General features: G+C 63.4%; 17 protein-coding genes. 6 read left to right on the forward strand and 11 right to left on the reverse strand.

Going from position 1 to position 12,696, the window contains the following annotated elements; all coding sequences use genetic code 11:
* Positions 1-868: NAD(P)-dependent oxidoreductase (locus MESS4_RS26790; protein ID WP_036242278.1), on the reverse strand; the 868-nt coding region annotated here is incomplete at its 3' end.
* 179 nt (positions 869-1,047) lie between these two features.
* Here MESS4_RS26790 and MESS4_RS26795 point away from each other — a divergent pair.
* Positions 1,048-1,314, forward strand: coding sequence for a type II toxin-antitoxin system VapB family antitoxin (locus MESS4_RS26795; RefSeq protein ID WP_006338077.1), 267 nt, complete (start codon positions 1,048-1,050; stop codon positions 1,312-1,314).
* A 119-nt stretch (positions 1,315-1,433) separates the two neighbouring features.
* Here the strand turns inward: MESS4_RS26795 and MESS4_RS34135 are convergent, their stop codons facing one another.
* The gene (locus MESS4_RS34135; protein ID WP_006338079.1) at positions 1,434-2,102 is read right to left on the reverse strand and encodes a response regulator transcription factor; all 669 of its coding nucleotides are present in this window, start codon (positions 2,100-2,102) and stop codon (positions 1,434-1,436) included.
* Between the two features lie 7 nt (positions 2,103-2,109).
* On the reverse strand, positions 2,110-2,982 hold the full coding sequence (locus tag MESS4_RS26805) for a S1C family serine protease (protein WP_006338082.1): 873 nt from the start codon (positions 2,980-2,982) through the stop codon (positions 2,110-2,112).
* A 267-nt stretch (positions 2,983-3,249) separates the two neighbouring features.
* Between MESS4_RS26805 and MESS4_RS26810 the strand changes: the two genes are divergently transcribed.
* Complete coding sequence (locus tag MESS4_RS26810; protein ID WP_006338084.1) at positions 3,250-4,194, forward strand: trypsin-like peptidase domain-containing protein; 945 nt, start codon at positions 3,250-3,252, stop codon at positions 4,192-4,194.
* Here the strand turns inward: MESS4_RS26810 and MESS4_RS26815 are convergent.
* Both MESS4_RS26815 and MESS4_RS26820 read right to left on the reverse strand, forming a co-directional pair.
* Positions 4,166-5,107: an arginase family protein gene (locus MESS4_RS26815; RefSeq protein WP_006338094.1), complete on the reverse strand. Its 942-nt coding sequence runs from the start codon at positions 5,105-5,107 to the stop codon at positions 4,166-4,168. The genes MESS4_RS26810 and MESS4_RS26815 overlap by 29 nt on opposite strands.
* Positions 5,108-5,215: 108 nt before the next feature.
* Positions 5,216-5,641, reverse strand: coding sequence for a VOC family protein (locus MESS4_RS26820; protein ID WP_006338100.1), 426 nt, complete (start codon positions 5,639-5,641; stop codon positions 5,216-5,218).
* A gap of 66 nt (positions 5,642-5,707) precedes the next feature.
* Here MESS4_RS26820 and MESS4_RS26825 point away from each other — a divergent pair, with 66 nt between their 5' ends.
* Positions 5,708-6,334 (forward strand): TetR/AcrR family transcriptional regulator, encoded by a 627-nt coding sequence (locus tag MESS4_RS26825; protein WP_006338101.1) that lies wholly within the window; start codon positions 5,708-5,710, stop codon positions 6,332-6,334.
* Here MESS4_RS26825 and MESS4_RS26830 read toward each other — a convergent pair.
* On the reverse strand, positions 6,276-7,223 hold the full coding sequence (locus MESS4_RS26830) for a LysR family transcriptional regulator (protein WP_006338102.1): 948 nt from the start codon (positions 7,221-7,223) through the stop codon (positions 6,276-6,278). The two genes, MESS4_RS26825 and MESS4_RS26830, sit on opposite strands and share 59 nt — an antisense overlap.
* A 107-nt stretch (positions 7,224-7,330) precedes the next feature.
* Here MESS4_RS26830 and MESS4_RS26835 point away from each other — a divergent pair, with 107 nt between their 5' ends.
* Together MESS4_RS26835 and MESS4_RS26840 are read left to right on the forward strand one after the other, a co-directional pair.
* Positions 7,331-7,963 (forward strand): FMN-dependent NADH-azoreductase, encoded by a 633-nt coding sequence (locus MESS4_RS26835; RefSeq protein ID WP_006338103.1) that lies wholly within the window; start codon positions 7,331-7,333, stop codon positions 7,961-7,963.
* A 289-nt stretch (positions 7,964-8,252) separates the two neighbouring features.
* A complete protein-coding gene (locus tag MESS4_RS26840; RefSeq protein ID WP_006338105.1) occupies positions 8,253-9,185 on the forward strand; it encodes a 3-keto-5-aminohexanoate cleavage protein in 933 nt (310 codons plus the stop codon).
* A 38-nt stretch (positions 9,186-9,223) separates the two neighbouring features.
* Here the strand turns inward: MESS4_RS26840 and MESS4_RS26845 are convergent, their stop codons facing one another.
* Positions 9,224-9,520 (reverse strand): HlyU family transcriptional regulator, encoded by a 297-nt coding sequence (locus MESS4_RS26845; protein ID WP_006338106.1) that lies wholly within the window; start codon positions 9,518-9,520, stop codon positions 9,224-9,226.
* Positions 9,521-9,722: 202 nt separating this feature from the next.
* A complete protein-coding gene (locus MESS4_RS26850; protein ID WP_006338107.1) occupies positions 9,723-10,409 on the reverse strand; it encodes a PadR family transcriptional regulator in 687 nt (228 codons plus the stop codon).
* Between the two features lie 276 nt (positions 10,410-10,685).
* On the opposite strand from MESS4_RS26850, the gene MESS4_RS26855 reads away from it, so the two are divergent.
* Positions 10,686-10,925 (forward strand): DUF2798 domain-containing protein, encoded by a 240-nt coding sequence (locus MESS4_RS26855; protein WP_157385690.1) that lies wholly within the window; start codon positions 10,686-10,688, stop codon positions 10,923-10,925.
* A gap of 55 nt (positions 10,926-10,980) precedes the next feature.
* Here the strand turns inward: MESS4_RS26855 and MESS4_RS26860 are convergent, their stop codons facing one another.
* The 3 genes from MESS4_RS26860 to MESS4_RS26870 all read right to left on the reverse strand — a co-directional run bounded on the left by MESS4_RS26860 (position 10,981) and on the right by MESS4_RS26870 (position 12,562).
* Positions 10,981-11,361: a DCC1-like thiol-disulfide oxidoreductase family protein gene (locus tag MESS4_RS26860; protein ID WP_006338109.1), complete on the reverse strand. Its 381-nt coding sequence runs from the start codon at positions 11,359-11,361 to the stop codon at positions 10,981-10,983.
* A 97-nt stretch (positions 11,362-11,458) separates the two neighbouring features.
* Positions 11,459-12,094, reverse strand: coding sequence for a sulfotransferase family 2 domain-containing protein (locus MESS4_RS26865; RefSeq protein ID WP_006338110.1), 636 nt, complete (start codon positions 12,092-12,094; stop codon positions 11,459-11,461).
* Positions 12,095-12,268: 174 nt separating this feature from the next.
* Complete coding sequence (locus MESS4_RS26870; RefSeq protein WP_006338111.1) at positions 12,269-12,562, reverse strand: GYD domain-containing protein; 294 nt, start codon at positions 12,560-12,562, stop codon at positions 12,269-12,271.
* Positions 12,563-12,696: the final 134 nt, after the last annotated feature.

A 12,696-nucleotide genomic window follows, 5' to 3' on the forward strand; every position in this document is an offset into this window, starting at 1 on the left:
AGTAGATCCTTTTGATGCTCGTCTCCGAATTCGCAAACACCTCGTCCGGCACGAAGAAGTCGCCGGCGAGCGGGCCTGTCGCATCGCGCGCATCATAGATTGAAAAATCGTTGACGCCCTCGGCGCGCAGCACCTCCTCGTCGATGTAGAAATTGCCGGTCGTCTCACGCGATGGCCGCATGAAGATCGCATGCGCGGCGTCGGCCATGATGTCGGGCGAACGGCTCATCGCCACAACCGTCGCGCCGCCGAGCAGATTGCGCACAGCAGCCGTGTCTATGGTCGAGATCGGCCACAGCGAATTGACGGCGATGCCTTCCTTGGCGAACTCCGCGCTCATGCCCAGCGTGCACATCGACATGCCGAACTTGGCCATCGTGTAGGCGACGTGGTTCCTGAACCATTTGGCGTTCATGTCGAGCGGCGGCGCCAGATTCAAAATGTGAGCATTTTTGGCCAACTTCAGGTGCGGTATGCACATTTTGGAAACCAGGAAGGTGCCGCGCGTGTTGATCTGATGCATCAGATCGTAGCGCTTCATGTCGGTCTCCAGCGTGCCGGTGAGCTGGATGGCGCTGGCATTGTTGACGCAGATGTCGATGCCGCCGAACTTTTCGACCGTCCTGGCGACCGCCTCGGCAACCTGGCCTTCCTCGCGTATGTCGCACAGAACAGGCAAGGCCTTGCCGCCGGCCTGCTCGATCTCCTGCGCGGCCGTATGGATCGTGCCCGGCAGCTTCGGATGCGGCTCGGCGGTCTTGGCGGCGATCGTCACATTGGCGCCGTCGCGCGCCGCGCGCAGCGCGATCGCCAGGCCAATGCCGCGCGACCCGCCGGAGATGAACAGCGTCTTTCCCTTGAGCGACATTCTTGCCTCCGCCTACATTGTCTCTTTCACGCGATCCTTGCCCGCGCCGCTGCCGGATACAAGAGTTTGCGGCGGGAAGCCATGCTGACGCAGCGGAGGCTCCGTGCCTTGCCAGTTGCAAACGACGTGGAGCTACAACAGATTTGGTATGTATTCCGTACAGAATGGTAGACCATCAAATGGCTTTGTCGATCAAGAATAGGGAAGTGGAGCAGCTGGCGCGCGAACTCGCCCGCAGCCGTGGCGTATCGGTGGCGGAGGCGATCCGGCAGAGCCTCGAAAACGAAATTGCTCGCGAAAGCGTGGCGTCTCGGTCGAAAGAGTCTGACCTGATCGTGAAGCTTAAGGAGATTTCAGATCGGGCAGGTCGGATACCAGAGCGAGACCACGCGATGACGGAAGACGAGATACTCGGTTACGACGAGCTTGGGATTCCGACCAGATAATGCATACGCAGCGTCGCACTGCCAACTTCACAGAACTTGGGTTCCTCGCCCCACGGATGTGCGCGTTGCGGGGGGCGAGGAACGCAAGCCTTCCACCGAGGGCGCTCGATCGATAAGCTTCAAACGAGCACCAGGCCCTGCCGCATGGCGATGGCGATCGCATCGGTGCGATTGGCGGCGCCGAGCTTGATCAGGATCGCCGCGACATGGAACTTCGCCGTGTGTACGGAAATATTCAGCCGGCGCGCGATCACCTTGTTGGGCGCGCCTTCGGCCAGTAGCGCCAGCACTTCGCTCTCGCGCGGCGAAAGCGCCGGCCGAACGGTTCCATCGTCGACCGGCTCCTCGTCCAGCGGGTCGCCATCGTGGAAAGCGAAATCATCGTCATGCCGGCCAGGCATGCGGCGGTTCCCGCCTGAAATCCTGTAACCTGCCGCGGCAAGCCGGACGGCAGCCGCGATCAGCAGGTCGTCGGCCGCCGCCGGCAGTATCGCAAAAAGATTGCCGGCTGGCGGTTCGTGGCCGGTCCGCCGGGACAGCAGCACCCGAGGCATGGCGGGGTCGATGGCCCGGCCTTGCAGGCCCACCTCGTCGACGACAGCGACATCCGCGCGTTCGCCGCCACCGCTGCCGCCGGCCGTGACCGGCAGCAGATCCCCGTTCACGGCGAGTGCCGATGCCAGGTGCTCGGCATGCGCCGCATCGCCAAGCGCGATCAGCACGGTCGACCGCCGCTCCGCGACCGCGCCATCCGCGGTCCTGTTCCTTATGATCGCCTCAACAGCCATGGATGCCTCAGCTCAGCGGCTTCTCGCCGATTGTTACCGCGACTTCGCGCTGCTCGCCGCCGCGCACCACGCCGAGCGTTACCGGAGCACCGGCGCTATCCGGCCCGAGTCTGCGGATCAGGTCGCGCGGACCATGCACCGCCTCGCCGTTCCACGCCACGATGATGTCGCCGAGAGAGAGACCGGCCGCTTTCGCCGGACCGTTGTCGTCGAGGCTCATCACCATCGCGCCATAGGCGTTGCGATCGCGGACCGGATGCAGGCCGGCGCCGAGATAGCCGCGCGCCACGTGGCCCTTTTCGCGCAGCGTCGCCACCGCTCGCTCGATCGTCTCGTAAGGCATGACCAGCGCCCGCCGGCGCGGCCCGAACAAGAGCATGCCGATCAGTTCGCCCTTGGCATCGAGCACCGGGCCGCCCTCGAAACGGCCGCCGGCATTGACGGCGAGATTGATGCGCCGGTCGATCGTGCCGCCGCGCATCGAGCGCCAGGCGGGACCAACTTCACCGACCGTTCCGAACACGGCCAGCGCCGCACCTTCGCTGTTGCCGACGGTGATAGCCAGATTGCCAGGCCGCACCGCATCCGCCCTGGCAAGCGAGGGCACATCAGCGGCGGCGGCCGGCTTCAGCAGCGCGACACCGGTCGAAGGGTCCCGGCCGGCCAGTTCGGCTTTCACGGTCTCGCCTGAAGCCAGCGTTAGCTCGATCTCCTCGCCGGCCTCAACCACCTCCTCGGCGGTGACGAAATAGCCGTCGCGCCAATGGAAAGCGCTGGCCGTGCGGTGATGGTGTGTTGCGAAGCCCGCCATCGCCGGCGCAGCCTTGGCGGCGATATCGGCGATGGCGTCGGAAAATGCACTCAGGTTGAAATCGCTCATTACTGTCTCCTGGGTTTCTATCGCATCGGCCCGAAAATCGGAAATCGATTTTCGGAAAGCACGATGCGAGAACTCAAAGTCTTAGAGCGGACTTGAGCGTCCGATGGACGCTCGTCGCTCTAACCCAGATATCGCTCGACAGCGCGCTCGGAGGTACTCGCCTGACGGCTAGTTGAGCTGCGCACTGGCCATGTGGTCAGGTCGCGGCCGCACGAGCCGCTCCGCACATATAGTTACAGTTTAGCCCGATAACACGGAGCCCCGCCGATGGCCCTGCCCGCTCAGAAACTGCAACCCGACGACCTGCTCGACGCCTATTCGACGACGGTCGCCGATGCGGTCGACCGCATCGGCCCGGCCGTCTGCCGCATCGAGCGCATTGGTGGCGCGGGCGGCCATGGCTCCGGCTTCGTCATCGCCCAGGACGGACTGGTCGTCACCAACTTCCACGTCGTTGGCGATGCACGCGCGGTGCGCGTCTCGATGCCGGACGGCGCCTCGCGGGAAGGCCGTGTGCTCGGTCGCGACCCCGACACCGACATCGCGCTGGTGCGGGCCGACGGCAACTTTGCCGATGTCGCGCCGCTCGGCGATTCCAAGCGTCTGCGGCGCGGCCAGATTGCGATTGCCATCGGCAACCCGCTCGGCTTCGAATGGACCGTCACATCGGGCGTCGTCTCGGCGCACGGCCGTTCGATGCGCGCCTCTACCGGCCGGCTGATCGACGACGTCATCCAGACCGACGCGGCGCTCAACCCCGGCAACTCGGGCGGGCCGCTGGTGTCCTCGGCGGGCGAGGTGATCGGCGTCAACACCGCCATGATCCACGGCGCGCAAGGCATCGCTTTCGCGGTCGCCTCCAACACCGCCAATTTCGTCATTTCGGAAATCATCCGTTTCGGCCGCGTCCGCCGCGCCTTCATCGGCGTTTCGGCAGATACGACAAACCTGCCGCGCCGTGCGGCACTTCTGTCGCAAGTGTCGAGCAGCACCGCGGTACGCCTGCGCAGCGTCGAGAAAAACAGCCCGGCGGCCAAGGCCGGCCTGAAGGAGGGCGACATCATCGCCGCCATTGACGGCCGCCCAGTAACCGGCGTCGACGACCTCGTGCGCATGCTCGACGCCGAGCGCATCGGCCGCGAAACGCTGTGCACGGTGGTGCGCCGCTCCGGCATTATTCAAGTCACGGTGATGCCGGTGGCACGAAGCTAACTTCTCTCCGTGCAAAGACCCGGCCAAGCAGCGAGACCAGCAGCACCGCCAGCTCGCCGGTCGGATCGAGATCCGGATCGAAGATCGTCATGTCCATTCCGGCGCAGCGCTGATCCGCCACCAGCGCCGCGAGGACGACGACGAGGTCATCCGGATTGATGCCGGGGCTGCCCGGCGAATCCACAGCCGGCATCACCGTCTGATCGAGTGCATCGACGTCGAAATGCACCCAATAGGGCCAGCCGGTTCGCGCCAGCGTGGCCCGGGTCTTTTCCAGCACCTTTGCCGCGCCAAGCTCTCGCGCGGCATAGACATCGATCAGCGTCATCGCGGTCGAATTGATGTCCGGCCAGGCGAAGTCGGCGTCGCGGTTCTCGCGTTCGCCGATCTGGATCACCTGTTCGTCCGCAACAAGCGGTCTGGCGATATCAGGCCAGTCGGTCAGCAAGGGCTCGCCACGGCCGGTGGCGAGCGCAAGGTCCATGCCTGCGGCCGAACCGAGTGATGCGTTGATGTCGTAGTTGCCGGGGTGGCGGAAATCGCTGTGGCCGTCGATATGGATCAGCGCAAGCGGACCGGAACGCCGCGCCGCAGCCAGCGCGCCGAGCAGAATCGCGCAATCGCCGCCGACGACCAGCGGGAACTCGCCCCGTCCGAGGGCACCGCCAACGATCTCCGCAAGGTTCAGATTGAAGCTGCGTATCGCGTTACCGTTGCGCAACCGGGTGCCCGGCTGCGGCTCGGTACTGTAGGCTGGCCGATCGAGGTCGACCACCCTGGCGGGCGAAAGCATCTCGATCAAGCAGGCTTCGGTCAGCGCCTGCGGTGCGCGCCACGTCCCCGGTACGTGACCCGGCCACAGCGGACGAAGGCCAAGGTTGGAGGGTGCGCGGACAAGGCAGATTTCACGCATGGAACGGGTCCGGGGTTGCCAAGCTCACCATAGACCGCGAATGCCCGCCCGGTCACGCGACCGGAGCCGTCGCCTCACCTCTGCCGACAGTTACTGCCAGGCCATCGTTCAGGCTCCCGCTGCCCCTTCAACAAACTGCGCTTGAAATTCCGCGCTCGGCGGGATCGGCTTGATCACGTCGATCAGCACGCCATTGGGGTCTTTGGTGATGAAATGGCGCTGGCCGAAGGGTTCGTCGCGCAAGGATCGCAGGATCGGCAGGCCGGCGGCAAGGATCCGTTCGTAGACCGCGTCCGGATCCTTGACCTCGAAATTGATCAGCAGGCCCGACGTACGGCCGCGCCCCTCCTCGGGTATCGTCTCATGGTCACCATGGACGATACCGAGATTGACCCGGCGATCCTCGGCCGACTGCAGATGCACATACCAGTCGCTCTCGAACAGCGGCTTGAAGCTGAAGTGCTTGATATAGAAGGCCTTCGTGCCGGCCACGTCGCCCGTCATCAGCACCGGATAGTAGCTCGTCGTCTTCATCTTTCTTTCTCCCATCAGATAACATACAGTCTGCATGTAAATCGTATTAACATACAGGCTGTATGTATGCAACAGGAATCCATGCGCCGTTCCAACCGCGATCGCACCGAGGCGACGCGTGCCGACCTCATCGCGGCGGCGCGCAGACTGTTTATCGAAAAATCCTATGCCGAGACCGGCACGCCGGAGATCGTGGCCGCGGCCGGCGTCACGCGCGGCGCGCTCTACCACCATTTCGCCGACAAGCAGGCGCTGTTTGCCGCGGTGGTCGAGCAGGAAGCGGCGGTTGTCGCCGAAGAGATCGAGCGCGCCTCGCCGCCTTCGCTGTTTGCGCGCGACGCGCTGATCGCCGGCTCGGATGCCTACCTTGCCGCCATGCGCGCGCCAGGCCGCACGCGGCTGCTGCTGCTCGACGGGCCGGCCGTGCTCGGCCGTGCCGCCATGGACGAGATCGACAACCGCCACGGCAACCGTAGCCTGCGCGAAGGCCTCGTCGCGGCGATGCGTGCGCAGACCATGGTGAAATTGCCGGTGGAAGCGCTGACCGCGCTGCTCGCCGCCGCCTTCGACCGCGCGGCGTTGGCCATCGAAGCGGGCGCTTCGACCGAAGACTATCACACCGTTCTGGTGGCGCTTATCGACGGACTATCTCCGGCTCTTCATCCGGCACCTGGCCCGGCTCGAACTCGTTGAAGCAGCCGAGCTGGCGCTTGAACTGGTCGATCATCCAGGCCGCCGCCGGCTTCGGACTGCGGTCGGCGCGATGCATGGCATAGAGTGGCGAGCGCACCTCCCTGAAGGGCTCAAGATCGAGTTCCACCAGCCGGCCGCTCGCCAGATCGTCGGCGATCAGCCATCGCGGCAGCCCGCCCCAGCCCAGCCCTTCGCGCATCAGCGTATGCTTGGTGCGCACATCCGTCAGCCGCCAGGTGCGGTAGGCGAAGACGCCAAAGTCCCGCCCCTTGGTGCGCTCGGACTGGTCGGTGACGACGAGCTGGATGTGTTCGCGCGCATCCTCGATCGCCACCGGCTTCGGCAGCAGCGCCAGGGGGTGGCTGGGCGCGGCAGCCAGAACTATCGACATGAAGCCGATGCGTACAAGGTGGACATCGACCTCGCCCAGTAGACCGCCAACACCGAGATCGGCCTGCCCGCTGACGACATGATCGGGAATCAGGCCGAGCGTTCCGATATGCAGGCGCAGCATCACGGTCGGAAACCGCGCCTCGAACGCCTTCAGCACCCGCACCAGCACCGGTGAGGGCAGCGCCGCATCGACCGACAGCGCCACTTCGGCCTCCAGCCCTTGGTGGTAGCCGTCGACCCTGGAACGCATGCGCTGGAGCACGCCGACCATGCGGCGCGCATCTTCCAGCGTCGCCCGTCCGACATCGGTCAGCCGCGGCTCGCGCGTGCCCTCGCGCTCGAAGAGTTTCAACCCCAATTGGGCTTCGAGATTGGCGATGGTGTAGCTGATGACGGACTGGGCCCGGTTGAGCTTGCGACCGGCGGCCGAAAAACTACCGGCTTCGGCCACCGCAACAAGCACCTGAAGCTGATCGAGTGTCGGATTGGGCGGCATGTTCATATCCAGAAATTAGATGGATTACATATAAAATATACCAGTTTTTCGAATAGGTCGATGACCCCACATGTAGCGGGACAATTCACCTATCTGGAGAGCCCGCCATGTCCATTCTTCTTGTTACCTCGAGCCCGCGCGGCGGCGCCTCGCACTCGACTCGCATCGCTACCGAATTTGCCGACAAGCTGGTCGCCGCCGATCCCTCGGCAACGCTTGTCGTGCGCGACCTCGTCGCCAACCCGCTGCCGCATATCGATCCCGACTATTCGAGCGGCATCTATACGCCCGCTGAATCCCGCACCCCGCGCCAGGCGGAAGTCGTCGGCGTTTCCGACGCCGTGCTCGAAGAACTGTTCGCCGCCGACACCATCATCCTGGCCACCGGCTTCATCAATTTTGGCATCTCGTCGACCCTGAAATCCTGGATCGATCACGTTACCCGCTCCGGCAAGACTTTCTCCTATGGCGAGAATGGCCCGAAGGGCCTCGTCACCGGCAAGAAGGTCTATATCGTCCTTGCCTCGGGCGGCATCTATTCGGAAGGCGCGGCCGTGCAATTGGACCACGCCATTCCTTATTTGCGCAGCGTGCTCGGCTTCATCGGCATGACCGACGTCGACGTCATCCGCATCGAAGGCGTCGGCATGGGGCCCGACGCGGTCGAAGCCGCTCTGGCCAAGGCGACGGCAAAGGTCGATGCGGTGGTCACGGCCGGAACGGTCGCCGCAGCCGCTTAGAGCGCGAACAGCCGATACCCGAATTAAAAAAGGCAGGCGCCCGTCGCCTGCCTTTTGGCATTTGTCGCCTGGTGCGACCGCGTCGGGCCGGTCAACCGTCGGAATCGCCTTTGTCGGCCTATTTGAGCGCGCTGGTGCTGACGTTTCGCCGGTCTGACACTGGCGGCGTTGCCCATTACGCTGCTTTACGTGGTGCTGTCGAAGCAGTTCATATCAGGTATCACCCAAGGTGCAGTCAAATAGGGCGTGGTAAAAAAAGCGCGGTCAAATAAGGCGAGGAATTCGAGAGGTGGCCAACCAGAGCAAGATCATCATCACCTGTGCGGTAACGGGATCGATCCATACGCCGTCAATGTCGCCTCATCTGCCGGTGACCGCGCGGGAAATCGCGCAAGCAGCGATCGAGGCGGCCGAAGCCGGCGCGGCCATCGTCCATCTTCATGCGCGCAATCCAGTGGATGGCCGGCCCGATCAATCGACGGAAGCGTTCGCGCCGTTTCTGCAGGTGATCAAGCAAAGCACCGACTGCGTGGTCAACATCACCACCGGCGGCGCCGCGACCATGACGGTCGAGGAGCGGGTCAAGCCGGCCGCGACCTTCGCCCCGGAAGTTGCCTCGCTGAACATGGGCTCGATGAATTTCGGCCTCTACCCGATGCTGGAGCGGTTCAAGACATTCCAGCACGACTGGGAGCGGCCCTATCTCGAAGGCTCGCGCGACCGCATCTTCCACAACACTTTCGGCGACATCGAACATATCCTGCGGACCTGCGGTGAGAACGGCACCCGCTTCGAAATCGAATGCTACGACATCGGCCATCTCTACACGCTTGCCCATTTCGTCGAGCGCGGCCTGGTCAAGGCGCCTTTCTTCGTGCAGAGCGTGTTTGGCATATTGGGTGGCATCGGCGCCCATCCGGAAGACGTGGCGCATATGAAACGCACGGCCGACCGGCTGTTCGGCAACGACTATCACTGGTCGGTTCTCGGCGCCGGCCGCAATCAGCTCCCCATCGCCACCCAGGCCATCGCGCTGGGCGGCAATGTCCGGGTCGGGCTTGAGGACTCGCTGTGGATCGGCAAGGGGCAGTTGGCGAAATCCAACGCCGACCAGGTGAGAAAGGTTCGCCAGATCATCGAGGGGCTCGGCGCCTCGGTCGCCACACCCGACGAAGCGCGACGGATCCTGCAACTCAAGGGCGGCGACAAGGTCGCCTTCTGACGTCGCTCCGAAGCCGAGCGGCGTCGCCATTCGCCAAACTACCCGAACATCTTCTCGCCCTGCTCGTCGACCAGCTGGATGCCTTTCTTGATCGAAATGTCGACGGCGTCGTCCAGCCCGGCGAAGCGGTCGGCGCGGATGAATTTGTGTTCCTTCAGCACACCGTCGATCTCTTTCGAAACCACGCCGCAGGTCTGGTACTGGCCATCCGTCTTGTAGGGCGTGGCGCTGATCAGGAATCCCTTGTGCTCGATCTGCTTTGCCGGCGCGGCACTTTTCGGTTCGCCGGCGTCACTGCCGCCACCGCCGCCGAAAAGACGTTTCAGAAAAGACATGGGTATCCTCCAACGGCAATCACCCTGCACCACATAGCGCGGCGCAGGGTAATTTTCACTACCGGTCCTTGGCGGGGTCGGCAAGGCCCGCATTAAAGCGACGTGCGTCCACTTGGACGCACAAAGTACGCTCTAACACTTTGTATCCACGCATCGTGCTTTCCGAAATCGATTCCGATTTTCGGGCCGATGCGGTAGGACGTCAGCGGCGCGACAGCGCCTCGAGGGCTTCGGCGGTGTCTTCCAGGATGCTCATCGCCTGGGCCTGCTTGTCTTCGGATGCATCGACGATGTCGCTGAGCGCCGCGCGCAGGCGCTGGCGCACGGCGCGGAATTCGTCGCGCTTTTCCGAACGGCCGCGGCCACGCCGCCCACCATCCTCGCCATCGTCGTTCCAGCCGAACCAGTCGCGCGCCTTGGCCATCTTGCGGCCGAAACGCTCGAGGTGGTCAAGCACGTTGTCGATCATCTCGCGGTTTTCGTTGAGATGCGCCTGCCCGGCCTCGGTGATCGAAAACACCTTCTTGTTGCCTTCCGCCGACGAGACGGCATAGCCGGCCTCTTCGAGGAAGGTCAGCGTCGGATAGACCACGCCGGGGCTTGGGCTATAGACGCCGCTGGTGCGCTCCTCCAGCGCCTTGATGATGTCATAGCCGTGGCGCGGCGCCTCGGCCAGCAGCGACAGGGTGATCAGCTTGAGATCGCCGTCGGCCAGCATGCGCCCGGCGCGGAACATGTCGCCCGGCCCGCCGCGTCCCCCACCGCGACCGCCATGGCCGAACGGGCCGAAGCCGCCGCCACGACCGCCGAACCTGCCGGCCATATGCATGAAAGCGCGCAAGGGGTGCGCGTCGAAATGATGATGCCCGAAATGATCATGTTTGTGCATCGTTTCTCCTAAGTTATGTCTTACGATATATCTTAATTAGAGAATGACCGCAGCCAAGTCAAGATATATCTTACGATGTATCTGATAACGGTGCCAGCGGGATTGATATCGTCGGCAAGTCCAGCTAAGGGACAAGCGAGGGTCGAAGACCGCTCCGTAAGCGTCTGACGTCAAGCAACGCATCCATCCCGGTCTTTCCGGGCAGTTCAGCCGAGAACCCGGCGAGCGGATGCCAATGCAACGGACCGGATACTTCAGGGAAAATCCCATATGATCATGACCCGCAAGCGCAGGAAGCTGCCTGCGCGCTATGCCGCTATTCTCAGCCCGCTGGTGCTGTCGCTGCTGATGACCTTCATCGTCTCGCTCATCTCGACGCTGAAGAGCCTCGGCTTCCACCCTGCCCTGCCGGCCATCTGGCTGGCCGCCTGGGGCCTGTCCTGGCTGGTGGCGTTTCCGACGCTGCCGATGGTGCGCCGCATCGTCGGCTGGCTGTGCGAGCCTGCGACACGATAGCTTCGACAAAGGTCCGGAGATGTCTCCGGACCTTCCTGCTCCTACTTTCCCTCGGCTACCAACGGCCCTTGCGCCGATTCCAAGCGTAGAGCAGATCGGCGAAGCGATCATAGGTAAAGCGCGTCAGCGGCAGCACGACAGGATTGCCGAACAGCGTTGCCAGCCAGCCCTCGCCCGGCGTGGCCTTCCAGACGGCAATCGCGACATCGGCGCCGACCAGCAGCCTGCCGTCGGCGTTGGTTGCGTGCAGCCGGCGGCGGATGTCCTCCAGCGACACGTCGTAGCCGGCCAGTGCCGCGGGTTCCCCATTAATGTCGCGAAACGCGATGCAACCGGCCTTGATCGCGTCGATCAGCCGCCGCTTCTGCCTGTCAATGCCGGCATCGCAGACCGGACAGCGGGTATTGTACCAGACGGTCAGCAGAGGCTTACGCATGTGTTTCAAAGCGACCTGAAAGAACCGCTCGGGACTATCCGGGAAACGCCGGTGCCCCGCAACAGGTCGCGCGGCCACACTGGTAGCGGGCAGAAATTCAGAACACGTAGCCGAAACGCTCGAAATCCCTGGAATAGAGCCGTTGGACGATGCTCCTGGCCTCGTCATCGTAATGCGCCCGGTAGTCGAAAGGCGTGCTGGCGTTCGTCCGGGGAAGCTTTATCTCGCCAGGCAGGCCGAGCCTTTCCACCATGATATTGAACTCGTCAGTCAGCGTTTCGAAACGCAGGACCTCGTCGACGATCAGATTTCCGCGACGGTCCGAAATCCAGCTCGTCTGATCCACCCGTGCAAACCGGTTCTTGCGTTCGAGATAGCGCAGGAACGTCTTGAAGTCCCAGTTCTGGGCCTGGCGATGCCGATGCCGCGTCTTGCTTCTGCGCAAATGATGATAGTTGGAGACGGCCAGATCGAAAGGATTGCGCACCACGGCGAACTTGTAGGCACCGTCATAGAGCGGATCGGGCAGTTTGCGCCTTACCCAGCCCGCCTTGTCGTGCTGTCTGAGCACGGCCTTTTCCGGCGTCTCGCGAACCGGCAGATGCGACAAGAGGCGCCGCCACTGCGTCCGCTTCGGCTTCAGGCACCATGGTCTGAGCGCGCGCGTGATCGACGACCCGGCTGTCTTCGGGATGTGGATGAAAATGAAGTTCTTCTCGAGCGAGAGCAGCATTTCTCCTCAATATCGGCAGATATCGAGCCGTCAAGCAGCGCCTGATTATCATTTGTCAGAAAAATCTCCTTGTGCGTGATCCTCTTCCGAACCGATGGTCGGCGCAGCGAAGATCGGCATCGATTTTCGCTGCGCCGGACTGGCCCGTTTAGATGCTTGAGCTTCGAGGGCGCCTCATCCAAGCGAGGCGATGATCTCTCGATAGGCTAACTCCGGAAAAGCCTTGAGCGTCCGCGTCCTGACATTGCCGCCTATCGCCAGCATCAGCGAGAAACGGGCAAGCACCGCATCGTCGGGCGCTTCGACTACCGCCACCATGTCGCAATCGCCCATGGTGAGATAAAATGCCTTGAACGTCCCGCCCATGTCTCCCAGTAGCTTCTTGGCGGCATCGAGCCGCTTCGGCGAGTCGCGCACATTCTTGGCGCCCTGCTCCGTCCAGTTGATCAGCACGATGTAAGTTGTCATGGCACACCTCCCTCCGGCGCCACGGAGCACGGCGTCACCGCCGGGGCGGGCATCCGGGTTTATCGCCCAGAAATGCATCCGAGGAGAAACTATCCTCCCGCGGCGGGCGCGCCGCAAGAACAACCGCGCCAAAA

The organism is Mesorhizobium sp. STM 4661 (assembly GCF_000359125.1).
In the GTDB taxonomy this organism is placed as follows: domain Bacteria; phylum Pseudomonadota; class Alphaproteobacteria; order Rhizobiales; family Rhizobiaceae; genus Mesorhizobium.